Genomic DNA, 21,653 nt, shown 5'->3' on the forward strand with positions numbered 1-21,653 from the left:
TGCCCAGATTTCGCGCAGATGTTTTCGTCACACCAAACGTGACGCCGATTTAATCTGCGTGCCTTGCCAGCCACCCATCGCGCGGATTGCGAAGGCCAGATCTTCGACCCATATCCGCTCAACAGCTTCTTCGAATTTGCAGGTAGATTAATGCTCGACGGACTGCGCCAATTCATTGCCGACATCGTTGCCCCCAACGCGGATCCGGATTTCGCGTTCGACGATACCGGGTATCTTCTCGCGGCGACTGCACTACTGGTCCATGTCGTCTCGCTCGACGGCGAGCCGAGCGTGATCGAGAAGCGCAAATTGCACAGTTTGATCGAAAGCCGCTTCAAGCTCGATCCCGGGACGGCGGATCATTTGATCGCGTCGGCGACGCGGGCCGAAGGCGATGCGGTCGATCTCTATCGTTTCACCAGCGTCATCATGCGTTCGGTGAACGAGGAGGGACGGCTTCGCATCATCGAGATGATGTGGGAACTGGTATACGCGGATGGTCAGGTCAGCGAGTTCGAGGATAACGTCGTCTGGCGCGCGGCTGACCTGCTCGGCATTTCCTCACGCGACCGGATCGACCTCAAGCATCGGGTGGCCGAGCGGCAGCCGGTCTCGTCCGCAGGTGCGCCGAAGGCCGAAGACGCCGCAATGTGACAATGAGCGGCGCAGCCACGCATCATTGCAGATGACGAAACTTTGATGTGCGCCGCAACCGGCTGCGGCAGCGCGCGATAAGCCTGAAAACATAGGGACTTCAGCGCATGGAGCACGCAGGCCGGCACGGCGCCATATTTGGGGGATGGCTTGCGCCACACCGCGCGCCTATGCTCTCGTTCCCGTGCTGCAGCATAACCCTGATTTGATTTAAGAGCATTCAACCGTGACCGAGCGTGTGACGCTGATTACCGGTGCATCGGCGGGCATAGGCACCGAGCTGGCGCGCGTTTTTGCATCGAAGGGTCACCGCGTGGCGCTGGTGGCGCGGCGCGCTGATCGCCTGGAAGCGTTGGCGACCGAAATCAAGGCGGCCGGCGGCACAGCACCGATCGTCATCCCCTGCGACCTTGCGCAACCCGACTGCGGCGACAGGATTGCCGAGGCCTTGACCGACTCCGGTGTGGAGGTTGAATACCTCGTCAACAATGCCGGATTTGGCGTGTTTGGCAGAGCCGTCCAGCGCGATCGGTGCAACCAGCTCGAGATAATCGCCGTCAACATCCGCGCGCTGACCGACCTGTCACTGCGATTTTCCGATCACCTGATCCGTAATCGCGGCGGCCTTCTCAACGTCGGCTCGATCGCCGGTTTTCTGCCGGGGCCGGGAATGGCGGTCTATTACGCGTCCAAGGCCTATGTGCTGTCGTTCACCGAAGCCATGCGCGCAGAACTGGCGCCACATGGCGTGCGCGTGACGGTGCTGTGTCCGGGGCCCGTGCCTTCGGAATTTCAGGCACGCGCTGGGTTCAGACCCGGCTACGATTCGTCGATGCTCAACATGTCGTCGGCCGATGTCGCGCAGCAGGCCTACAGCGGCCTCATGGCGAACAAACGGGCAGTGTTGCCGGGCCTCGGCATCAAGATTGTGCCGTTCCTGCTCCGGCTGGCTCCGCGCTCCTTTGTCCTCGGGGCGATCGGCCGCTTCCAGCTCCGCCAGCGCTGAAGAAACCCAGGGATTTTCCGGCGTTGTTGCCCGTTCGCACCGCGGGTCGGGCGCGCTGACCGCATCTGGCCCGCGGTTTGCTTACATTTTTGCATGTGTGCGTGAACTCACCCGAAATTAACACTCACTTAGGTATGGTTTCGATTCGAGGCACCCTGAGCAACGTCGATGTCGTTCCGGTCGAGCAAGAATGGCGACAACATCGTGCCCTTTCCGGGCAGAGGGGCGCTGGCTGCGCCTGACCCCGCATCCGTGTCACCGGTTCTGATCGTGCTCCACCAGGAAAGCTCGACGCCCGGCCGGGTTGGCAACGCGCTGCGCGCGCTCGGCTATCCCCTCGATATCAGGCGTCCGCGGTTCGGCGACCCGTTGCCTGAAACGCTGGCCCAGCATGCCGGCGCGGTCATCTTCGGCGGCCCGATGAGCGCCAACGACTCCGACGAGTATGTCCGCCGCGAGATTGACTGGATCGAAATTCCCTTGCGCGAGCGGCGGCCGTTTCTCGGCATCTGCCTGGGCGCGCAGATGCTTGCCAAACAACTGGGCGCGCCGGTCGCGCCGCATCATGAAGGCAGGGTCGAGGTCGGTTACTATCCGATCCGCCCAACCGCTGCCGGGCACGCGCTCTGTTCGGACTGGCCGGAGCGCGTCTACCATTGGCACGGCGAAGGATTCCAACTGCCCGACGGCGCCGAACTGCTTGCCGAAGGCGACGACTTTCCGGTGCAGGCGTTTCGGCACGGCCACGCGTTCGGCTTTCAGTTTCATCCCGACGTTACCTACGCCATGATGCATCGCTGGACCACGCGCGGATGCGTGCGGATGGATTCGCCAGGCGCGCAGCCGCGTCACCTTCACTTCGAAGGCCGCGCCGTGCACGACGTCGTCGAGCGGGCGTGGCTGAAGAATTTCATTGCAGGCTGGATCGTGCGCGCGCCGCACGCGGCTCTGCTGGAAGCGGCCGAATAGCCGCCACGCGGAATTTCATCCGCGCGTCCGAACGTCTTTCAAAAGCTTCCGATGTGATAGTGTCGCGCCCCTGAGCCCGCACGGCAATGACAAGAACGACAGGGAGACCCGCGGTGACCTATCAGCATATTCTCTACGAGGTGAGCGATAAGATCGCGACCATCACGCTCAATCGTCCAGACCGCATGAACGCGTGGACCGCGACCATGGAGCGCGACGTGCGCCACGCAATGGAGGCGGCCAGCGCCGATGACGATGTCCGCGTCATCGTGCTCACCGGCGCCGGCCGCGCCTTCTGCGCAGGTGCGGACATGGAGGCGTTGCAGGCCATCGACCCCAGCGAGATCAGGCGCGGCGAGCACATCCCGCCCTTCGACATGAACCGCCGGGCGGACTGGCAGACGCGCTACGCCTATTATCCGGCGATCCCAAAGCCCGTGATCGGCATGCTCAACGGCGCAACCGCCGGCATCGGCCTGGTCCACGCGCTCTATTGCGATCTGCGCTTCGCCGCCGACAATACCGTCTTCACCACCTCGTTTGCGCGCCGCGGGCTGATCGCCGAGCACGGCATTAGCTGGATGCTGCCGCGCATCGTCGGCCAGCCCAATGCGCTGGATTTGCTGATGTCGGCACGGCGGGTCTCAAGCGAGGAAGCGTTGCGCATCGGGCTGGTCAACCGGATCTATCCGCCGGACCAGTTGCGCGAGCAGACGTATGCCTATGCGCGCGATCTCGCCGATTTCGTCTCGCCCAGCGCGATTTCGGTAATCAAGCGTCAGCTCTATGATGTGCCGTTCCAGACGCTCGCCGAAGCCACCATCGATGCCAACCGCGAAATGCAGATCGCGCTGAAGGGGAGCGATTTCCGGGAGGGGGTAGCGAGCTTTGTGGAGAAGCGACCGCCGCGGTTTACGGGGAAGTGAGGGGGAGGGGTCGGGTCTACCGGCCCGTCTCGCCCTGCGGGCTACGCCGGGCACCACGCCTCGCCCTTCAGGCTCTTGCGTGGCTGCGCCACGCGTAGCCCGAAGGGCGAAGCGTGGTGGAGCCAGGCGGGATCGAACCGCCGACCTCGTCATTGCGAACGACGCGCTCTCCCAGCTGAGCTATGGCCCCGTCGCGACCGCCTCGACATCGTCCGAAGCAGCCGACAATCGGCGCCATTTACAGTCCGGCCCAAGGCCAAGTCAAGAACGGTGAAAGTACCGATTTTGGCGTGATTTTGCCGGGAACTTCCCTTGTTTGCGAGAGGATGAACCGATATCTAGCTGTTTATCCCTCCTCGCGAGCTCCCCCTCCCATGCGCGCTATCCTCGACATCGTCATCATTGTCCTTGACCTATACGTCTGGCTTCTGATCGCCGCGGCCATCCTGTCCTGGCTGATCGCCTTCAATGTCGTGAACACGCGCAACGGGTTCGTCGCGGCGGTGGCGGAATTCCTGTACCGAATTACCGAGCCGGCGCTGGCGCCGATCCGCCGGTTCATGCCCAATTTGGGTGGGCTCGACATCTCGCCGATCATCCTGATCCTGGTCATCATGCTCATCCAGCGGGTAATCCTCTACTACGTCTATCCCAACGTCATCTGACCGCGGGCACTGATAGCTGACGGATGCCCGATGGATCCCTGGCGCTACTGCACCGACGGCATCAGTGTCGCGCTGCGGGTGACGCCACGCGGCGGCCGCGACGACATCGATGGCATTGAAACGCTAGCCAACGGCCGCTCGGTTGTGAAGGTTCGCGTCCGCGCCATCGCCGACGGCGGCGAGGCCAACCGTGCGGTCACGGAACTGCTGGCAAAGGTGCTCGGCGTCCCGAAGGCGAGGGTGAAGATCCTGTCGGGCATGACCTCGCGCATCAAGCAGGTCGCCGTTGATGGCGATCCCAAAATTCTCGGCGAAACGCTGCGAAAGGTAGCCGCCGCCAAAGCATGATCGGGACCCGGGGTCGCAGAAGCGCAAAGTGGGAACCGGTTTTCCGAAAGGATCATGCGTCAAAACGAAGACGAAGGATTGAGATGACGGCACGCATTATCGACGGAAAGGTCATTGCGGCGGACCTTCGCGCCCGTGTCGCGGAAGAGGTCGCGCGGGTCAAAGGCGAGCATCGGGTCACTCCGGGCCTTGCGGTGGTGCTGGTCGGCAACGACCCCGCCAGCGAGGTCTATGTCCGCAGCAAGCACACCCAGACCCAGGCCGCCGGCATGGCCTCGTTCGAGCACAAACTGCCCGCTGACGTCGCGCAGGCCGATCTCCTGGCGCTGATCGCAAAGCTCAACCGCGATCCCGCCGTGCACGGCATTCTCGTGCAATTGCCGCTGCCGAAATCGCTTCACACCGAAACCATCATCAACGCGATCGATCCCGCCAAGGATGTCGACGGGCTGCATCCCAACAATGCCGGCCGGCTGGCCGGCGGCTTTGCTGCGCTGTCGCCGTGTACGCCGCTCGGTTGCATCATCCTGACCAAGAGCGTGCATGCCTCGCTGGAAGGCATGAACGCGATCGTCATCGGCCGCTCCAACCTGGTTGGCCGCCCGCTGGTGCAATTGCTGCTGAATGAAAATGCGACGGTGACGATCGCGCATTCGCGCTCAAAGGACCTGCCGCAACTCTGCGCGCGCGCCGATCTGGTCTATGCCGCGGTCGGCAAGCCCGAGATGGTGCGCGCCGACTGGATCAAGCCGGGCGCCACCGTGATCGACGTCGGCATCAATCGGTTGCCCAGCGCTGAGGGGAAGACGCGGCTGGTCGGCGATGTCGCGTTCAAGGAAGTGGCCGAAGTCGCCGGTGCGATTACGCCGGTGCCGGGCGGCGTCGGCCAGATGACGGTGGCGTGCCTGTTGGTGAATACGCTACGTGCGGCCTGTGCGATTCACGGGCTGCCCAAGCCAGCGGTATGACGCGACGCTCTCTCCTCGTCATTGCGAGGAGCGCAAGCGACGAAGCAATCCATTCCTCCGCTTGCGGAGCTATGGATTGCTTCGCGGAGTCTGTCATCCGGCGGCGCTTTGTGCCGACCGGGTGGCTCGCAATGACGGCGGAAATAGCCGCTTAGCGCGCCGCGTTCCCGATGAGGCAGCGCATAGGCGTAAATGGGTCCCGCTCTGCGGCGCAGCGTTACACGCTGCACCGCGTCCCGGACACGAAGCGCGGCGCTACTTCTTCTTGGCGCGCTCGATGCCTTCCAGGATCAGGCGATAGGCGTCCTCGGCGCCGCACCAGCGCAGCACCTTCACCCACTTGCCTTTTTCGAGATCCTTGTAGTGCTCGAAGAAGTGCTGGATCTGCTGCAGCGTGATGTCGGGCAGGTCGTTGTAGTTCCGGACCTTGTCGTAGCGCTGGGTGAGTTTTGAGGACGGCACGGCGATGATCTTCTCGTCGCCGCCGGCCTCGTCTTCCATCAGCAAGACGCCGACCGGCCGCACGCTCATCACGGCGCCCGGCACGATGGCGCGCGTATTGGCAATCAGTACGTCGCAGGGGTCGCCGTCGCCGGACAGCGTGTGCGGGATGAAGCCGTAATTGCCGGGATAGCGCATCGCCGTATAGAGGAAGCGATCGACCACCAGCGTGCCGGCTTCCTTGTCCATCTCATACTTGATCGGCTCGCCGCCAACCGGCACCTCGATGATGACATTGACGTCGTGTGGCGGATTTACTCCGATCGGGATGGCGTCAATGCGCATAAGGGGCTCCGCTTGGCGTTAAAGGGCGCGCCAGAAATCAGGCGCACGTCACGGTCCCTTTAGACCCGCAGCCGAGCAGGGAAAAGCCTGAAATAGCTTCAGTTGGTCCAGGCGAAAGCGACTTTATCGAGCGATTTGGCCCCGAACTTCTCCGAGGAGCGGGCCACCATGCGACCGCCGAGCGCGCGGTAGAATTCCGTCGCCGGATCGTTGTCCGACAGCGCCCAGATCACCATGCTCTTCAGCCCGCTCTGCATCAGATCGCGTCGCGCGGCGGTGAACAGGCGGCGGCCGAAGCCGAGGCCCTGGAATTCCGGTCGCAGATAAAGCTCGTAGATCTCGCCTTCGAAGTGCAGGCTGCGGGCGCGGTTGCGGCCGTAATTGGCGTAGCCCGCGACCTTGTCGCCGAACACCAGCACGCTGACGCGGCTGCCCTTGCGGATTGCGCTGTCCCACCATTGCGGGCCGCGACGGTTAATGAGTTTTTCGAGCTCGGCGCCGGGAATGATGCCCTGATAGGCCGAGCGCCAGGCTTCATCATGGGTAGACGCCACCGCGGCTGCATCCGCAGCCTTGGCCGGTCGAACCTCGATCAGGGTTGTGCTCATATCCTGATCAAAGCAAGTCGGCGGGCCGGCTTCAAGGTCCATCGTTAATTATCGGTTAACCTGTGGATTTTCTGCATCAGTTTCGTGTTCTTCTGTACCGAAAGAGGACAAGGTGGCTGTCTCATCAGGTGTTTCGCCGAGGCAAAAGGCGGCGAAATCGTTATTAAAATCATCCAACCAAACTGCTCGGTGAATTCTGTTCACGGAAAAATGCGCAGGATTTGATTCGCCGGCGGTATTCTGTTGGTGATTTCGCAATACGCCCCTCCCTCGGCTGCACCAGGCCAATTCATGCATCCCCTGAACATGCTTCCTGCGCTGGTCCTCGTTGCCGCGCTCGGTGTGAAGGTCGCCGCCGCGCAGTCCAGCCTTGGCGCGCAAGGCCCGGAAGGCGAGCCTCACCGGCTGCAGCAATGGCTGGTGCCTTCTCCCGATTCTGCAACTGCCGCGCATGCGGTGCTGTTCAGGCCGCCTGGCAAGGGGCCGTTTCCACTTGCCGTGATTGCGCACGCCTCGACCCAGAATGTGTTGCGGCGGGCGCAGATGCCGCAACCCGAATACCGCGCGCTCGCCGGATGGCTCGTGGCGCGCGGTTTTGCCGTGCTGGTTCCTGAACGTCCGGGTCACGGCGCGACGGGCGGAAAATACCTGGAGGATCAGGGCGGCTGCGACGAGGCTGATTACGCCAAGTCTGGCCGCGTTGTGGCAGATGCCATCGCCGCCGCCACCGGCTTCATACGCAAGCAGCCCTTCATCCGCGCCGAGGGCATAGTCGTGATCGGTCATTCGGCCGGTGCCTGGGGTGCACTGGCGCTGGCCGGCGAAGATCCGAAGAACGTTGCGGCCATCATCGCGTTCGCGCCGGGGCGCGGCGGGCATGCCGATGATTCTTCCAACAGCGTCTGCGCGCCGGACACGTTTATGGCTGCCGCGGGCGAATTCGGCAAGGCCGCACGCGTGAGGGTGACCTGGCTGGTGGCTGCCAATGACAGCTACTTCTCGCCCGCATTCTCGCGTCAACTAGCCGATGCGTTTCGTGCCGCCGGCGGCAAAGCCGATTTTTGCGTGCTGCCGGCCCATGGCCGTGAAGGCCACTGGCTGGTGGAAACCGGCGGCGGTGTAAATCTTGCCGGACCTGAACTCGATCGTGCCTTGAGGGCGCGGTCCCGTACCCCGGCCGTCAAGCGATGACGCATGGAGCGAACGCTGGCTGATGATCTCGCTCGGGCTCTATGCGGTGACGGGGCTGTTCTGGGTGCCGATCGTCTTTATGCAGATTGAAATGCGCGATCTTGCGCGCAAGCGGCGGAGCAAAACCGGGAGTTGCCGTCGCGCTACTTCACACTTTTCCACCGCTGGTTTCTGTTTGGGATTCCGGGGTTTGGCTCGGTCGATGATCGCCAAACCGTTCTAGGCAGCATGAACGCCGACATTCGAAAAATTCTCGTGCTCGGCGCCTCCGGCCTGATCGGCCGCTTCGTGACCGACGATCTGCGCGGGAGAGGATTTCGCGTGGTCGGCGTCGCCCGAAGATTATCCGCTTCGCAGAAGAACGGCGCGCTCGATCTCGACCATCCAGGACAAATGGTTCGCCCGGCTGTTCCCGATCAAGGCGCTGATGATCGCAAGTCTCGTGCTGTTCTGGGTCGTCTCCGGCTTCATTGCGCTGGTGATTTCCTATGACGCGGCGGCCGGAATCCTGCGCAGCCACGGCTTTCCGCCGGCGCTCGTCGCGCCCATCACGGTGGGTACCAGCCTGATGGATATGACCATCGGCGTGCTGATCGCGTTCCGCCGCACCTCGGCATTTGGCCTGGTGGCGGGTATCATTGCCGCGCTCGGCTATATGGTCGGCGCCGCAATCCTGACGCCGGACCTTTGGATCGAGCCGCTCGGCGCGCTGGTGAAGACGGGACCCGCGGTCGTGCTGATGCTGGTGGCGCTGCTGACATTGGATAACCGATGAGTCGATGGCCCGATGATGACGTGATCCTCTATGACGGCGTCTGCGTCTTCTGCTCGCGCTGGGTCCGCTTCGTCGCGAAACGCGACGTCGAGCGGAGGTTTCGTTTCACCGCGATCCAGTCGCCCTATGGCACACGGCTGGCGCAAGCGTTTGGTATCGATCCGAACGATCCCGACACCAATGCGGTGGTGCATGGAGGCGTCGCGTATCTCAAATCGGACGCCGCTTTGACAGTACTCGGCATGCTGCCGGGCTGGCGCTGGACGCGCGCGCTGTTTGCCGTACCGAAGCCGCTGCGCGACGCGGTGTACAGTCTTGTCGCGAAAAATCGCTACCGGATTTTCGGGAAGTATGACGAGTGCTTCGTTCCGGACGCGGAAATGCGGGCGAGGGTGATGGAGTAGGTCGCTCCGCCGTCATTGCGATCCGTTGGCTCTGCGCAATGACGGCGCAGACATCAGCGCTTTGTCGTCGCAGCCAACACTTCCTTCGCCGCCCGCTCACCGCTGTCCCTTGCGCCATGCGCGGTCGAGAAGAACTCCGGCGAGGTTGCTTCGCCTGCAAAGAACAGCCGGCCATCGACGGGCGCGGCGAGGACCTCGCGATCTCCCGCATGTCCCGGCAGCGCGTGTGAATAGGAGCCGCGGGCGAAAGAATCGTGCGCCCAGCGTGATTCCGCGAGCGGCTTCAGCTTGCGGCGAAAATCGTTGCCGAGGATCGAGACGATCTCGTCGATGCTTGCTGCGGCCAGCGCGCCGGGGCCGGCGTCCTCCAGCGACTGCGCAAAGCGGCCGCCGAAAAAGCCTTCGATGCAGGGTTGGCCGAATGGACGGATGTGATAGGTGCCCATTTCGGTACGCATGGTGGCGGCGCGCAGATTGCCCTCTACGGGCAGCGCCTCGGGCTCATCCACTGCCAGCGTCACCTTGTCGGCGAGGCCGAGCGGCAGGCCGCGCGCGGCATCGACCTTTTGCGGCAACGGCGGCTGAAAGCGGATCGTCTCATCGGCGATCAGGCTGGTCGGCACCGTGATGATCACCTTGTCGGCCGTCAGCGTGCCGCGCGACGTCTCGATGCGGACGCGCTTGGTGGAATGATCGATCAGCGTCACCGCGCAGTTGAGCGCAAGCGGACACGTGGCGCCATAGGCCGCTATCAGCGCGCCATAGCCGCGGCGGACGCGCCAGTTGATGTCGGTATCCTCATAGGCGTCCATGTCGAGGATGGAGACCTGGTCGAGCTCGCAGCCGTTGACGTAAGTCGAGATCGCATCGATCATCGGGTTCCAGCGATTGCCAGGCTCCAGATAAAGGCTTGCGGCGCAGTCGCGGCCACTCTTCGCGGCTTCCGCCGCTGCTACTTCGGCGCGGTCGTAGAACGCATTGAGCGCGTGCATAAAGTCGTCGCGCTCTGCTTGCGGAAACGCCTTGCCGTGAGCGCGCTCGCGCCATGGCGGCAGTGACCTGTTGATCTCGAAACCGAGCCGTTCGGCAATTTTGACAAAAGAGTTCTCATCTGCCGAATGCAGCCAGCCGCAGCCGACGTCGAAGGTGACGTCAGACGAGGCCATGATGGTGTGCGCGCGGCCGCCGACCCGGTCACGCGCTTCCAGAACGATGACGGAGAGGCCGGAATTTTTCAGTGCGTTCGCCGCGCCAAGCCCGGCGGCGCCGGCGCCGATGATGGCGACATCGACTGAGGAGGGGAGGGACGTCATGCGCAAGGCTGTAGCACGTTCGCGCAGAGGCTAGAAGCCGGCCGTCGACAAGGGGCGATGCCGGGGCCGGCAATCCGGGCGCGTCCGCGAAATTGATCCGCAAGCGGACGTCGGTCGCGGCGGGCAGTTGAGGCGACACTGTGGAAATGCTGTGGAAACGACGAGTTCTCTTGCGCCTCGTTCTGTAGTTGTGTTGAATAAAATATTCACTTGTCTCATTTCAGATATGGATTTGAGCCATGGCTGCGTTGGATCCGGCTACGAGACGCAAGCGAACCGCCGTTCTCGTCGTTCACGGCATCGGCAGCCAGCGCGCCCTGGAGACAATGCGTGGGGTGATACGCGGCATCTGGCTCGATCGCAACAACCCGGCCGACAAGGACAAGCGGGTATGGACGCATCCGCAAAAGGATGGCGCAGATATCGATCTGTCCGTCATGACGACCAACAGTGTGCCGGACTCGAAAGATAATCGCAGCGTCGACTTCCACGAACTGTATTGGGCTCATCTGATGAGTGAAACCAGGGCGGTTGCAGTGCTGCTCTGGCTCTACGAGCTTTGCCGGAAGGGTCCGATCATGAAGCTCGGCATGAACGGACTCTGGTGGGCCGCGGCCATTTTCCTGTGCCTGATGAATCTCTCTTTCGCAGTGCTGGTGCTGCGGGGCGTCCTGCTGTTTTCGGGAAACAGCGCGCAGATTATGCTGGTGGCGCCGTTTCTGCTGCTCGTCGCCAGTATATTTGTTGGTTTTGCCGTGGCGTGCCGGTGGCTGGCGTTACGGCTCATCATCTTGTTTGCAGTTCTATTGGCGGGCGGAGGCCTGCTGGCCTTCGGCTACTTCGAGGTCGCGTGGCATTTCCCCGGCAGTCCCGGAATTCCTGATGGCGCCGAACTGGTGACGCTGATTGCGCTGCCTACGCTGATCGCGTTCATCGCAACTGGGCTGGTCATGGGGCTGCAGGGGCTGCGCGCCTTCTGCTGGGCTTTGTTCATTTCGCTGTTCCTGTTCGGCTGGTTTGTCGCTGCCGACCGGTATTGGAATTCGGAGACGGCCTTCATTTCGACCGTGATCAAGGGGTGGGTGTGGGGGCTGAACTCGCCGTGGGCCGTTGCCACGGCCGCGGCCGTGATTGGCCTCTATCTGGTCGTCAATGCCGCATTCCTGCAGCCCTATCTCGGCGATGCGGCACGCTATTTCCGCAATTCGCCCGCAAATGTCGCGGTGCGCCGGGCGATCCGGAAGGATGCCGTGGACACGCTCGAGCGTCTTCACACCAGCGGTCAATACGACCGGATCGTCGTGGTCGCGCACAGCCTCGGAACCGTGGTCGCCTACGACATGCTGCGCGCCTATTTCAGCCGGATTTGCAGCGAGCTGCCGCCGGCCGATCAGCTTGGGCAGGAGTTCGCCGACATCGACGGCGCGCCATGGCAGCCAGACGACAAGACCGCGTCTATCGCAGACAAGAAGGCGTTGCGGACGAAGGCGCGAGCGGCGATCGCAAACATCGCCGCCGCCGCGGCCGTGCAATCGCCCAATGGACAGCGGCCCAAGAGCTGGCTGGTTACGGATTACGTCACGTTGGGAAGCGCGCTGACCCACGCCTACTTCCTGATGTGTGAGGACAAGAACAAGACCGACGCCGCGACGGGCCAGGACAAGGCCGATGCGTCGTCCAAAGCGGCCGACGCCGGGCTCAAGAAAGACTTCAAACGTCGTGTTGAAGAAAGAGAATTTCCGACCTGCCCGCCAAAACGGCTCGATGCAGACGGTTTGCTAACGTTCCGGGACCCAAATACGGGGAATAGGCGGATTCATAACGGCGCCCTGTTCGGCTTGACCCGATGGACCAACATCTATTTCCCGCGGTTTCAGCTTTTCTGGGGAGACGCCATAGGCGGCGCGCTATCGCCGATTTTCGGCTACCACATCGTCGATCTTGAAGTAGCGACCAAGGCGGCAGGCGGCGCCGACTTCTTCACCCATACCGCCTACTGGGACGTCGAACGCAAGCCCGACACCTACAGCGCCCCGCACATCGTTGCGCTGCGCAAGGCCGTCGATCTGATCGACAAAAACGACGCTATCGATCTGGTTGACGACGGTGACGATCCGACCAAGCACGAGGGGGAGTAGAGCTTGGGCCCCGGCTCAGCAGCGCACCGCTATGGGGCCGCGCTGCGTCCGGGGCACGAGACTGGCCTTACGCCACCGCTTCCTTGGCCTTTTCCGCGCGCTTGCGGTCGTTGGCATCGAGGAACTTCTTGCGCAGGCGGATCGACTTCGGCGTCACTTCGACCAGCTCGTCGTCCTCGATATAGGCCAGCGCCTTTTCCAGGGTCATCTTGATCGGAGGCGTCAGGCGCACCGCCTCGTCCTTTGACGTTGTGCGGATATTGGTGAGCTGCTTGCCCTTGAGCACGTTGATCTCGAGATCGTTGTCACGGGTGTGCTCGCCGACGATCATGCCCTTATAGACCTTCCAGCCGGGCTCGATCATCATCGGGCCGCGGTCTTCCAGCTTGAACATCGCGTAAGCCACCGCTTCGCCCTGGTCGTTGGAGATCAGCACGCCGTTGCGGCGGCCCTGGATGTCGCCCTTGTAGGGCGCATAGCCGTGGAACAGGCGGTTCATGATCGCGGTGCCGCGGGTATCGGTGAGCAGTTCGCCCTGGTAGCCGATCAGGCCGCGGGTCGGCGCGTAGAACACCAGCCGCAGGCGATTGCCGCCGGAGGGGCGCATCTCGATCATCTCGGCCTTGCGCTCGCTCATCTTCTGCACGACGACGCCGGAATGCTCCTCGTCGACGTCGATCACGACTTCCTCGATCGGCTCCTGCCACTGGCCGGTGGCTTCGTCCTTCTGCAGCACGACGCGCGGACGCGACACCGAAAGCTCAAAACCCTCGCGGCGCATGGTCTCGATCAGGATCGCGAGCTGCAATTCGCCGCGGCCCGATACTTCCATGGAATCCTTGTCGGCGGCCTCGACCACGCGCAGCGCGACGTTGCCTTCGGCCTCTCGCAACAGGCGGTCGCGGATCATGCGCGAAGTCACCTTGTCGCCTTCGGTGCCGGCGAGCGGCGAGTTATTGACGATGAACGACATCGACACCGTCGGCGGATCGATCGGCTGCGCCACCAGCGGCGTCTCGACGGAAGGATCGCAGAAGGTGTCGGCGACGGTGCCCTTGGTCAGGCCCGCAATCGCGACGATGTCGCCGGCCTCGGCTTCATCGAGCGGGGTGCGCTCGATGCCGCGGAAGGCGAGGATCTTTGTGATACGCCCTTGTTCGATCGTCTTGCCGTCAGCGCCCAGCACCTTCACCTGCTGGTTCGGCTTGATGGCGCCTGAGGTGATGCGGCCGGTGATGATGCGGCCGAGATAGGGGTTGGCTTCCAGAATGGTGCCGATCATCCGGAACGGGCCCTGCTCGACGCGCGGCGGCGCGACGTGGCGCACGATCAGATCGAACAACGGCTGCATGCCGGCATCCTGCGAGCCGTCCGGGCTGTCGGCCATCCAGCCCTGTTTGGCCGATCCGTAAAGAATCGGGAAATCGAGCTGCTCCTCGCTGGCGTCCAGCGCCGCGAACAGGTCGAATACCTCGTTGATGACTTCGGTCGGACGCGCATCGGGACGGTCGACCTTGTTGATCACGACGATCGGCTTCAGACCGACCTTGAGCGCCTTGGAGACCACGAACTTGGTCTGCGGCAGCGGGCCTTCGGCGGCGTCGACCAGCACCAGCGCGCCATCCACCATGTTCAGGATGCGCTCGACCTCGCCGCCGAAATCGGCGTGGCCGGGGGTGTCGACGATGTTGATGCGGGTGTCCTTCCACTGCACCGAGGCGGCCTTGGCCAGAATGGTGATGCCGCGCTCGCGCTCCAGATCGTTGGAGTCCATCGCACGCTCGGTGACCTTCTGGTTCTCGCGATAGGTGCCGGATTGCTGCAGCAGACGGTCGACGAGGGTGGTCTTGCCGTGGTCGACGTGGGCGATGATGGCGACGTTACGAAGGTTCATGGCTCTTCTTCTGGTCGTGCATGTGGAGGCGCGATCTCACCGGAAAACCGGGACCCACTTTTCCGGATCGCGCTCAAACCTGGGATGCGAACGGGGCCATGGCTCAAACCTGCCCCAAAAAGGAAGCCCGGCCAAAAGGACCGGGCACACCTTACGCGTTGCGGCGCAATATATTCAGAAAACGCCAAAAAACAATGGTTCGTTTGGCATTTGGTTAGCCGATTTTGGGCATGGCCAGGCTCAATTGCCTTCTTCGGGGTCGGGATACACCCCGCGCAAGACCTCGTCAAAATGGGCCTTCACCGCCTCATTGCAGCGGCAGGATCGGTTCCGCAGCGTCTCCCGGTTACGGACCAGGATCGAGCCGCGCCGGGTCTCCAGCGTGCCTTCCATCCTGAAAGTTTGAATGACCCGGCTGGTGTAGGAGCGGCCGACGCCGAGCAGGGTCGCCAGTTGCTCATGAGTCAGCGGCACGACGTCATCGCCATCGGTGCGCTCCATCGCCGAAATGATCCATTTCGCGGTACGCTGCTCGATCGAATGGATCGCATTGCAGGCGGTGGACTGGAAGATTTGCGCCAGCATGCAATCTGCATAGCGGGCGAAAATGTTGCTCAGCGTGCGTGACTTCGATTTCGCAGCATCGAGCTTGCCGACCGGGAGCCGCACGAACGGCCCCGCGAATTTGACCGTGATGCGAGTATAGGCTGGGAGATAGCCCTGGCTGACGATTCCGCCCACCGCCCCCTCGCGGCCGATCAGAACGGTTTCGACGTCGCGGCCATCCTCGTTGGCGACCAAGTAAGAGACGAGGCTGGGGCCGCAGGGAAAATGGACGGTCTCGACGTTATCGCCGGGGTTGTAGAGCAGGTCATTCGGTTGGGTATCGACCGGAACGAGATGTGGTTCGATCAATCCGAAGTCGGCGTCATTCAAGCGACGCAGCAGGTTATTGAACGGCCGAACGGCGGCCGTCACTTCGCGTCGCGTGAGCATCGGGACTCCCCTATTTCCCTCAATATAATTGGTTTGGCTCCGTTCATATGTTCACAAGTGAACAGACGATCGAACGAAGATGTGGTGGTTTCAGTTCCGGAACAGGCGGATGCGCTTTTTGCGAGGCATAGGCCGACTGCCAATCTCCGGGCTTCGGCCCGGATCCCGATCAAAATCTGAACCTTGGAACCGGCGAGAACATGGACTGCGCCCCCCGTGACGGCATGCCCTGCGACGTGCTGGTCGTTGAAGACGATCCGATCATCGCACTCGATTTTGAAGACACCATTCTGGGTTTTGGCGTGAAGACGGTGCGGATCGCCGCGAACGTGGCCAAGGCGCTCGAATTGATCGCCCATCGGCCGCCGGAATTTGCGCTGCTCGACGTCAGTCTTATCCGCGAAAAGAGCTTTGCCGTCGCCGAACGGCTTGAGGTGCTCAAGATCCCGTTTGCCTTCGTCACCGGCTATGGCGCCGACGCGCTGCTGCCGGCGGCATTTGCGGCGAAGCCGCGGCTGCCAAAACCCTGTTCGACCGAAGCGCTTCAGGCGCTGCTGAAGAACAGCCGCGTCATGCCTTGAACGGTTGCGGCCGGCGCAGCAATTACACCGGCTTGGGATCGAGTGTGGTCGACCACAGCGCAACATCGGCGCGGTCGCGCAAGGTCACCGTCATCTGTCCGCTGCCGCCGTCGATCCTGACATGGCCGAAAAACTGCATTCCGGCGGACGGCGGCAAGTTCTGGTTGCCGGGCCCCGGCGCCTTGATGAACTTCACCTCGGGTCCGAACGTGTTGTCGAGCTCGTTCGGGCCGAAGCTGCCGGCGTGCAGGGGACCAGCGACGAACTCCCAGAACGGATCGAATTCTTGAAATTGCGCCTTGTGGGGATTGTAGTAATGCGCGGCCGCGTAGTGCACATCCGCGGTCAGCCACACCGTATTGACCACGCCCGACGTCTTGATGAAACGCAGGAGATCGGCGATCTCCAGCTCGCGGCCGCGCGGCGGGCCGTCGTTTTGTGCAACGGCTTCCGAGCCTTTTCTGTTGCGCGCATCATCATAGACGATGATGCCGAGCGGCATGTCGGATGCGATCACCTTCCAGGTGGCGCGCGAGTTCAACAGTTCCCGTTTCAGCCACGCGAGTTGCGCCGGCCCGAGAAAAAAGCTTTCCGGCCCGTAAGCGGTCTCCTGGTTCGCGCCATTCGGTCCGCGATAGCTGCGCTCGTCCAGCACGAACACGTCGAGATGCGGGCCATAATGGAGCGTGCGGTAGAGCCGTCCCGGCTCCGTGATGTTCGCGCGGATCGGATACATCTCGTGGAAGGCGCGTGCTGAGCGGGCCGCGAGCAGGGCGACGTTGCGTTCCCTGTAGACGGCGGGCAATTCCTTGGACGACGACCAGTTGTTGACGACCTCGTGGTCGTCCCACTGCACGAAGATCGGCACCTCGGCATTGAACGCGCGCAGATGCTCGTCCATGAAGTTGTACTTGTGCGCGGCGCGGAATTCGTCGAGCGTTTCGGCGACCTTTGCTTTCTCGGGCGTCGTCACGTTCTTCCAGATCTTGCCGTCGGGAAGCGTCACCTCGCCCTTGATCGGGCCGTCGGCATAGATGGTGTCGCCCGAGTGCAGCAGGAAATCCGGGCGATGCTTGCGCATGGTGGCGAAGGTGAGCATGCCGCCGTCATCCGGGTTGATGCCCCAGCCCTGCCCGGCAACATCGCCGCCCCAAACGAAGCTGACGGCGCGGCGGTCGCCAGGTGCGGTGCGAAACCGCCCGACCACCGGCTCGCTTTCGATGCCGGTATGGGCGAGGTCGCGAAACCGGATGCGATAGAAGATCTCCTGCCCGGCAGGAAGGTTCTCCAGCAGCATTTTTGCGGTGAAGTCGCTTTCGGGCAGCGCCGCGATCGGCGGCAAAGCCCGTGCGTTGGCAAAGGATTCGCTCGTGGCGACCTCGACAAGCATTTGCGAGGGTCGGTCGGCGCGCGCCCACACCACGCCGCCGTCAGCACCGACATCGCCCGACTGCACGCCGGAGGTTACGACGGGCCGGTCCGCGGCGCGGCTGAGATAAGGCGTTGCAATGACGCCAATGGCACCTGCTCCGGCGGTGGCGAGGAAACGACGCCGCGAAATTCCAGGAAGGCGATTGCGGGAAATCCTGAACCTCATGCGGCCCTCTTCGGATCTGGCGGGTGCGGTGTAGCACCGTCAGACCTAGAAAGATTTGATGACGGCTCGATTACCGGGCTGGCAGATCAGGCAGATCAGGCGTTGCCGGCCGCGCGGAACTGCGCGCTGGCGCGTTGCAGATTTTGCGGCATGCTCAGCAACAGCGACTTGCGGTCGGCGACCGCGTTGTGGAATTGCTCGATCGCGATGTTGAAAGCGGTCAACGTGCCTTCCTCGATCGTGCCGTGTTCGTAGCACAGCAGCGTGTGGCGCAAGATGTCGTCCGCTTCCGCCTGCATCTGGTCGAGCTCGTCCATCGAATCGCACTGGCGGGCGGCGCTGAGCATGTCGAGAAGCCGGTCGCGCTGCGATCCGTTGACGTTGCGCTCATCCTTCTTGAGGTAGCCCGCAAACCACGCGCCGGCGGAGCCCATCGCCGACATCGCCATCAACGTCCACCAGATGTAATCGCTGTAGCGGTCGAGAAAGGTCTTTTCCTCGCCGTCGACAAAGGCGGCGGCGCCGGGATGCACGGGAATCGTGGCGTCCTTGTCGGTGTCGGGCGTCTCGATCTTTGCGGTGAGCGGAAACTCGTTCTTCAGGGTTTGCCGGATAGCGAATAGTTGGCGGGTAAAGGCGGCGATGGTCGATTCCGAAATGCCTCTGCGCGCCACGATGTGATGCGCGAAACTGATGGTCTTGACCTCTGCCTCGGGCTTGTCCGGCGCGCCGCCAAAGGTCCCGGCGGGAATTTCGGAAGCCTCATAGGCGGGGTGGTTCTGCGCAATCGCTTCCGCCGAATCGATCGCCAGGAATTTCGGCGTGCCGCCATCGCGCGTCGAAGCCGCGATCGCGTCCGAAGTGATTTTGCTGTTGACCGGGCCGGCCGCGAGATAGGCATCCGCCTTCTGGCTGCGAATGGCTTCCGCGGCCTCGTTGGCCGGAAACTGAACGATCTCGACCTTGCCGGGATCGACGCCGTATTGCAGCAGGATCACCTTGAGCAAATTGACATTGGCCTGGGTGCGGCCGACCACGCCGATGCGACGGCCGGCGAGTTGCGTAATGTTCTTGATCTCGGGCGCGGCCTTCCTGCCTTTGGCAGCCCTGGCCTTGCCGGCCGACGGCACCCATAACACCGCAACGTTCTTGCGCAGCGTTGCCACGGCCTGCGCGTTCTTCGGCACCTCGAGGTCGCCACGGATGATGGCGAGATCGGCTTTGCCTTCGCCGAGCAGATTGGCGCTCGCGACCGCGCCGTCAGTTTGCACCGGGCGCAGCCGGACCTGGCTGTTCCTGGGATTATTAAAGGCCTGCGCCAGATTCTGAACCACCTTGAGATCGTCGCTGTTGGCAGGGCCAACCGCGATCCGCAGCGTCACCGGCCGCATCGCAAAGTAATAGCCGGCCGCTAGCGCGCCGACGACGGCCAGTACGCCGGCCAGCGTCACGAATGTCAGCCGTCGTTTCGCAGAGCGGGGCGAGGGGGCGGCCGGCGTTTCCGCAGAATGGGGGCCGTCGGTCATCAATCCCCGGAGGTTTGAGTGGAATTTCACGCACCCGGCACGCTTCATTGACATTCTAGCAAATTTCCCGCGAAACCTTTGTTACATCTCTGTCATGGTTACCGGCATCCGGGGCTGGACGCGCCTTGCATGCCATTTTTGGGCATGGGGGATCCCCGACGCGGCCTTGGGTGTTAGGCTTGGGTGTTTAGGCTTGGGTATCAGGTGACAGGCTGATTCAAGCGCGGAGGCGATCATGGCGGAACGGCTATCGGCAGAAGCGCGGAAATCGGCGCTCGCGGAACTAGCTGGCTGGTCGGAAACGGCCGGCCGTGAGGCGATTGCCCGCACCTTCACGTTCAAGGACTTCAACGAGGCGTTCGGTTTTATGTCCCGCGCCGCCCTCGTGGCCGAAAAGAACGATCACCACCCGGAATGGAAGAACGTCTACAAGACGGTGGAAGTGGTGCTGGCGACCCATGACGCCGGCGGCGTCACCAGGCGCGATATCGATCTGGCCAAGGCCATGAACGCCATCGCCGGGCAATTGGGCGTCGCCTGAGGTCGCCTCGCCGCGATCTTGCATGGTGGGGCGGACATCCCCAATTCTTCATTCGTACATGTTGGCCGCGGCGATCTGCCGCGCCGATGCAAGGGGAGCGTCGCGATGGCATCGTCCGATCACACCGCGGGTTTTGAGCCGGCCGACCGGCTGGCACAGGACCGCGAGAATGTGCGCCGGCGCTTCTGGATCAAGTTCAAGCGGGTGGTAGCACAGCTTCCCTTCGCCGAGGATCTGCTCGCGGCGTACTATTGTGCATTCGACAAAGAGACGCCGCGTCACGTACAGGCTGCGCTGCTCGGCGCCGTCGCCTATTTCATCCTGCCGCTCGATTTCATGCCGGACGTGATGCCGCTGCTCGGATTCACCGACGATGCGGCTGTGCTCGCCACCGCCATCCGCTTGGTCGCAAGTCACATCACGCAGGAGCATCGCGATGCCGCCCGCGCTGCGCTGAAGCGCGGGATCGACGCTGATGAAGCGATGGAATAGCGGATGCCAAAAGCCCGTTTCGATTGAATCGGAACGGGCTTTCGATTTCTGGCCTTGATGAACCGGCGGCCGTCCCGGATCGACGCCGGCTTTCGCCGGAAGACGCCTAGCGGGTCTGCGCCCTGGCGCCTCGCTCCGCTTCCCACGCCTGGAACTGCTTGAAGAGCGCTTCCTTGTCCGCGTCGGTCTTGACGCTGGCCGCGGTCGTCGGGCTCTGCTTCAAGAATTCATCGAACCTGGCGCGCGACACGGCCTCGACATTGTGGGTCTTGAGCCATTGCTCGGCAACCGGCAGGCGCTGCCAGTCAGGGAGCGGCGCCGACAGCGAGACCTCCTTCCACTTCGGGTGGAACGGCGGGTTCTGGAACGTCGGAAACTTCGTGAAGAAGGCGTCCACGAACTGAGCCAGCTTGCGGTAGCGCTCCGTGTTGGGCGCCCAGTTGTAGGCCGCGAGCACCGCGGGCACGGCAATGGTATCGACCTTCGCGCCTTCGGCGATCAGGTTGGGATAGTCCTTCGAGGTCAGGGTGGCCGGCAAATAGTCGCCCTGCAGCGGCCGCGAATAGTCGACCGGAACCAGGTGGAAACGATCGTCCTTGAACGCGGCGACGGATTTGTACGGTTTGCCGCCGACGGCAATCACGGCGTCGATCTCGCCAGCCCGCATTCTCTCCATCGCGATGCGCTGCTCGAGATAGAGGAAATTCGGTTTGATGCCGAGCCGTTCGAACACGATCGCGGCGGTTACGAAGGTGCCGCCATTGGGAAGGTCGACGCTGACCTTTTTGCCGTTGAGCTGGCTGATGTTGGTCACCGACTTCGATGCGAGGACGTACATCTCTTCATTGTAGAGCTTCGTCACGTAGGTGAACTGCTTCTTGATGTCCTTGGCGAAGCCTTTCTTCTCGAGATAGTCGAGCGTGTCGGCACGCACGATGCCGAGGTCGACACCCTGCAGGAACAGGATGTCGGCCACGCTTTGTACAGAACCGCGCCCGACGATCGGAAGTACGCGCAACTTGTTTCCGTCGTCGAGCACGGAAGCGAGGTCGGCGCCGAACTGCACGTAGGTGCCGCCGATCGTTCCAGAGATCAGTGTGACTGTGTTGGCGTTCAGCGCCTGCTTGGTGGAAACCGAGCCGAACTGGAAAATCGCCTTCAAACTTTCGCTGACCTTGGCCGGATCGTATTCCTTCTCAGCGGCCTTGGCCGCCGTATTGCTGCATGCCACCGTGATGGCAAGCAATGCCATTCCCATTAAGTGCCGCATGGGTT

Annotated in this window: 23 protein-coding genes, 1 tRNA gene and 1 pseudogene; 16 read left to right on the forward strand and 9 right to left on the reverse strand. The window is 62.7% G+C overall.

Annotation, left to right across the window (positions count from 1 at the left end):
* Positions 1-150 precede the first annotated feature (150 nt).
* The 4 genes from KJQ96_RS29090 to KJQ96_RS29105 all read left to right on the forward strand — a co-directional run bounded on the left by KJQ96_RS29090 (position 151) and on the right by KJQ96_RS29105 (position 3,555).
* Positions 151-654 carry a TerB family tellurite resistance protein gene (locus tag KJQ96_RS29090; protein ID WP_213289806.1) on the forward strand — a complete coding sequence of 168 codons (504 nt, stop codon included), beginning with the start codon at positions 151-153 and terminating at the stop codon, positions 652-654.
* Positions 655-880: 226 nt separating this feature from the next.
* Positions 881-1,660, forward strand: coding sequence for an SDR family oxidoreductase (locus KJQ96_RS29095; protein WP_213289807.1), 780 nt, complete (start codon positions 881-883; stop codon positions 1,658-1,660).
* 168 nt (positions 1,661-1,828) lie between these two features.
* Positions 1,829-2,629, forward strand: a complete 801-nt coding sequence (locus tag KJQ96_RS29100; RefSeq protein WP_213289808.1) for a glutamine amidotransferase — start codon at positions 1,829-1,831, stop codon at positions 2,627-2,629.
* 113 nt (positions 2,630-2,742) lie between these two features.
* The gene (locus tag KJQ96_RS29105; RefSeq protein ID WP_213289809.1) at positions 2,743-3,555 is read left to right on the forward strand and encodes an enoyl-CoA hydratase; all 813 of its coding nucleotides are present in this window, start codon (positions 2,743-2,745) and stop codon (positions 3,553-3,555) included.
* 114 nt (positions 3,556-3,669) lie between these two features.
* Here KJQ96_RS29105 and KJQ96_RS29110 read toward each other — a convergent pair.
* Positions 3,670-3,745: transfer RNA gene (locus tag KJQ96_RS29110), tRNA-Ala, on the reverse strand.
* Between the two features lie 184 nt (positions 3,746-3,929).
* Here KJQ96_RS29110 and KJQ96_RS29115 point away from each other — a divergent pair.
* The 3 genes from KJQ96_RS29115 to folD all read left to right on the forward strand — a co-directional run bounded on the left by KJQ96_RS29115 (position 3,930) and on the right by folD (position 5,536).
* A complete protein-coding gene (locus tag KJQ96_RS29115) occupies positions 3,930-4,220 on the forward strand; it encodes a YggT family protein (RefSeq protein ID WP_057842713.1) in 291 nt (96 codons plus the stop codon).
* A 30-nt stretch (positions 4,221-4,250) separates the two neighbouring features.
* Positions 4,251-4,568 (forward strand): DUF167 domain-containing protein, encoded by a 318-nt coding sequence (locus KJQ96_RS29120; protein ID WP_213289810.1) that lies wholly within the window; start codon positions 4,251-4,253, stop codon positions 4,566-4,568.
* A gap of 83 nt (positions 4,569-4,651) precedes the next feature.
* The gene (gene folD / locus KJQ96_RS29125; RefSeq protein WP_213289811.1) at positions 4,652-5,536 is read left to right on the forward strand and encodes a bifunctional methylenetetrahydrofolate dehydrogenase/methenyltetrahydrofolate cyclohydrolase FolD; all 885 of its coding nucleotides are present in this window, start codon (positions 4,652-4,654) and stop codon (positions 5,534-5,536) included.
* 255 nt (positions 5,537-5,791) lie between these two features.
* Here the strand turns inward: folD and ppa are convergent, their stop codons facing one another.
* Together ppa and KJQ96_RS29135 are read right to left on the reverse strand one after the other, a co-directional pair.
* The gene (gene ppa, locus KJQ96_RS29130) at positions 5,792-6,322 is read right to left on the reverse strand and encodes an inorganic diphosphatase (protein WP_213289812.1); all 531 of its coding nucleotides are present in this window, start codon (positions 6,320-6,322) and stop codon (positions 5,792-5,794) included.
* A 98-nt stretch (positions 6,323-6,420) separates the two neighbouring features.
* A complete protein-coding gene (locus tag KJQ96_RS29135) occupies positions 6,421-6,930 on the reverse strand; it encodes a GNAT family N-acetyltransferase (RefSeq protein ID WP_057842744.1) in 510 nt (169 codons plus the stop codon).
* Between the two features lie 291 nt (positions 6,931-7,221).
* Between KJQ96_RS29135 and KJQ96_RS29140 the strand changes: the two genes are divergently transcribed.
* The 5 genes and pseudogenes from KJQ96_RS29140 (at position 7,222) to KJQ96_RS29160 (ending at position 9,300) form a co-directional block, all read left to right on the forward strand.
* Entirely contained in the window at positions 7,222-8,121 is a 900-nt protein-coding gene (locus KJQ96_RS29140; RefSeq protein ID WP_213289813.1) for a S9 family peptidase, read from the forward strand.
* 22 nt (positions 8,122-8,143) lie between these two features.
* Positions 8,144-8,344 carry a DUF2269 family protein gene (locus KJQ96_RS42160; RefSeq protein WP_375293214.1) on the forward strand — a complete coding sequence of 67 codons (201 nt, stop codon included), beginning with the start codon at positions 8,144-8,146 and terminating at the stop codon, positions 8,342-8,344.
* Positions 8,345-8,349: 5 nt separating this feature from the next.
* Positions 8,350-8,613 (forward strand): NAD-dependent epimerase/dehydratase family protein, encoded by a 264-nt coding sequence (locus KJQ96_RS29150; RefSeq protein ID WP_249734671.1) that lies wholly within the window; start codon positions 8,350-8,352, stop codon positions 8,611-8,613.
* Positions 8,498-8,896 (forward strand): annotated as a pseudogene (locus tag KJQ96_RS29155) (DoxX-like family protein); the annotation flags it as partial. The gene KJQ96_RS29150 and the pseudogene KJQ96_RS29155, both read left to right, overlap by 116 nt.
* Positions 8,893-9,300 carry a thiol-disulfide oxidoreductase DCC family protein gene (locus KJQ96_RS29160; RefSeq protein ID WP_213289814.1) on the forward strand — a complete coding sequence of 136 codons (408 nt, stop codon included), beginning with the start codon at positions 8,893-8,895 and terminating at the stop codon, positions 9,298-9,300. The pseudogene KJQ96_RS29155 and the gene KJQ96_RS29160, both read left to right, overlap by 4 nt.
* A gap of 53 nt (positions 9,301-9,353) precedes the next feature.
* On the opposite strand, the gene KJQ96_RS29165 is transcribed toward KJQ96_RS29160, so the two are convergent.
* On the reverse strand, positions 9,354-10,613 hold the full coding sequence (locus tag KJQ96_RS29165; RefSeq protein WP_213289815.1) for an NAD(P)/FAD-dependent oxidoreductase: 1,260 nt from the start codon (positions 10,611-10,613) through the stop codon (positions 9,354-9,356).
* Positions 10,614-10,852: 239 nt separating this feature from the next.
* On the opposite strand from KJQ96_RS29165, the gene KJQ96_RS29170 reads away from it, so the two are divergent.
* Positions 10,853-12,751, forward strand: coding sequence for a hypothetical protein (locus KJQ96_RS29170; protein WP_213289816.1), 1,899 nt, complete (start codon positions 10,853-10,855; stop codon positions 12,749-12,751).
* 67 nt (positions 12,752-12,818) lie between these two features.
* Here KJQ96_RS29170 and typA read toward each other — a convergent pair whose 3' ends face one another.
* Complete coding sequence (typA, locus tag KJQ96_RS29175; RefSeq protein ID WP_213289817.1) at positions 12,819-14,645, reverse strand: translational GTPase TypA; 1,827 nt, start codon at positions 14,643-14,645, stop codon at positions 12,819-12,821.
* Positions 14,646-14,885: 240 nt separating this feature from the next.
* Entirely contained in the window at positions 14,886-15,641 is a 756-nt protein-coding gene (locus tag KJQ96_RS29180; RefSeq protein ID WP_213289818.1) for a Crp/Fnr family transcriptional regulator, read from the reverse strand.
* A gap of 200 nt (positions 15,642-15,841) precedes the next feature.
* On the opposite strand from KJQ96_RS29180, the gene KJQ96_RS29185 reads away from it, so the two are divergent.
* A complete protein-coding gene (locus KJQ96_RS29185; RefSeq protein ID WP_213289819.1) occupies positions 15,842-16,222 on the forward strand; it encodes a response regulator in 381 nt (126 codons plus the stop codon).
* A gap of 22 nt (positions 16,223-16,244) precedes the next feature.
* Here KJQ96_RS29185 and KJQ96_RS29190 read toward each other — a convergent pair whose 3' ends face one another.
* Together KJQ96_RS29190 and KJQ96_RS29195 are read right to left on the reverse strand one after the other, a co-directional pair.
* Positions 16,245-17,819 carry an alkaline phosphatase gene (locus KJQ96_RS29190; RefSeq protein WP_213289820.1) on the reverse strand — a complete coding sequence of 525 codons (1,575 nt, stop codon included), beginning with the start codon at positions 17,817-17,819 and terminating at the stop codon, positions 16,245-16,247.
* Positions 17,820-17,914: 95 nt separating this feature from the next.
* A complete protein-coding gene (locus KJQ96_RS29195; RefSeq protein ID WP_213289821.1) occupies positions 17,915-19,345 on the reverse strand; it encodes a TAXI family TRAP transporter solute-binding subunit in 1,431 nt (476 codons plus the stop codon).
* A gap of 232 nt (positions 19,346-19,577) precedes the next feature.
* Here KJQ96_RS29195 and KJQ96_RS29200 point away from each other — a divergent pair, with 232 nt between their 5' ends.
* Together KJQ96_RS29200 and KJQ96_RS29205 are read left to right on the forward strand one after the other, a co-directional pair.
* A complete protein-coding gene (locus KJQ96_RS29200; protein ID WP_309142481.1) occupies positions 19,578-19,886 on the forward strand; it encodes a 4a-hydroxytetrahydrobiopterin dehydratase in 309 nt (102 codons plus the stop codon).
* A 105-nt stretch (positions 19,887-19,991) separates the two neighbouring features.
* Positions 19,992-20,378: a YkvA family protein gene (locus KJQ96_RS29205; RefSeq protein WP_213289822.1), complete on the forward strand. Its 387-nt coding sequence runs from the start codon at positions 19,992-19,994 to the stop codon at positions 20,376-20,378.
* A 106-nt stretch (positions 20,379-20,484) separates the two neighbouring features.
* Here the strand turns inward: KJQ96_RS29205 and KJQ96_RS29210 are convergent, their stop codons facing one another.
* Positions 20,485-21,648 (reverse strand): TAXI family TRAP transporter solute-binding subunit, encoded by a 1,164-nt coding sequence (locus tag KJQ96_RS29210; RefSeq protein WP_213289823.1) that lies wholly within the window; start codon positions 21,646-21,648, stop codon positions 20,485-20,487.
* Positions 21,649-21,653 lie beyond the last annotated feature (5 nt).

The organism is Bradyrhizobium sp. sGM-13, from assembly GCF_018398875.1.
Taxonomy (GTDB): Bacteria; Pseudomonadota; Alphaproteobacteria; order Rhizobiales; family Xanthobacteraceae; genus Bradyrhizobium.

Coding starts and splice junctions, on each gene's coding strand:
- KJQ96_RS29140 (WP_213289813.1), top strand. CDS start 7,222: ATGCATCCCCTGAACATGCTTCCTGCGCTGGTCCTCGTTGCCGCGCTC.
- KJQ96_RS29205 (WP_213289822.1), top strand. CDS start 19,992: ATGGCATCGTCCGATCACACCGCGGGTTTTGAGCCGGCCGACCGGCTG.
- KJQ96_RS29180 (WP_213289818.1), bottom strand. CDS start 15,641: ATGCTCACGCGACGCGAAGTGACGGCCGCCGTTCGGCCGTTCAATAAC.
- ppa (WP_213289812.1), bottom strand. CDS start 6,322: ATGCGCATTGACGCCATCCCGATCGGAGTAAATCCGCCACACGACGTC.
- KJQ96_RS29165 (WP_213289815.1), bottom strand. CDS start 10,613: ATGACGTCCCTCCCCTCCTCAGTCGATGTCGCCATCATCGGCGCCGGC.
- KJQ96_RS29170 (WP_213289816.1), top strand. CDS start 10,853: ATGGCTGCGTTGGATCCGGCTACGAGACGCAAGCGAACCGCCGTTCTC.
- folD (WP_213289811.1), top strand. CDS start 4,652: ATGACGGCACGCATTATCGACGGAAAGGTCATTGCGGCGGACCTTCGC.
- KJQ96_RS29185 (WP_213289819.1), top strand. CDS start 15,842: ATGGACTGCGCCCCCCGTGACGGCATGCCCTGCGACGTGCTGGTCGTT.
- KJQ96_RS29115 (WP_057842713.1), top strand. CDS start 3,930: ATGCGCGCTATCCTCGACATCGTCATCATTGTCCTTGACCTATACGTC.
- KJQ96_RS29160 (WP_213289814.1), top strand. CDS start 8,893: ATGAGTCGATGGCCCGATGATGACGTGATCCTCTATGACGGCGTCTGC.
- KJQ96_RS29090 (WP_213289806.1), top strand. CDS start 151: ATGCTCGACGGACTGCGCCAATTCATTGCCGACATCGTTGCCCCCAAC.
- KJQ96_RS29195 (WP_213289821.1), bottom strand. CDS start 19,345: ATGACCGACGGCCCCCATTCTGCGGAAACGCCGGCCGCCCCCTCGCCC.
- typA (WP_213289817.1), bottom strand. CDS start 14,645: ATGAACCTTCGTAACGTCGCCATCATCGCCCACGTCGACCACGGCAAG.
- KJQ96_RS29150 (WP_249734671.1), top strand. CDS start 8,350: ATGAACGCCGACATTCGAAAAATTCTCGTGCTCGGCGCCTCCGGCCTG.
- KJQ96_RS29135 (WP_057842744.1), bottom strand. CDS start 6,930: ATGAGCACAACCCTGATCGAGGTTCGACCGGCCAAGGCTGCGGATGCA.
- KJQ96_RS29190 (WP_213289820.1), bottom strand. CDS start 17,819: ATGAGGTTCAGGATTTCCCGCAATCGCCTTCCTGGAATTTCGCGGCGT.
- KJQ96_RS29100 (WP_213289808.1), top strand. CDS start 1,829: ATGTCGTTCCGGTCGAGCAAGAATGGCGACAACATCGTGCCCTTTCCG.
- KJQ96_RS42160 (WP_375293214.1), top strand. CDS start 8,144: ATGATCTCGCTCGGGCTCTATGCGGTGACGGGGCTGTTCTGGGTGCCG.
- KJQ96_RS29210 (WP_213289823.1), bottom strand. CDS start 21,648: ATGCGGCACTTAATGGGAATGGCATTGCTTGCCATCACGGTGGCATGC.
- KJQ96_RS29120 (WP_213289810.1), top strand. CDS start 4,251: ATGGATCCCTGGCGCTACTGCACCGACGGCATCAGTGTCGCGCTGCGG.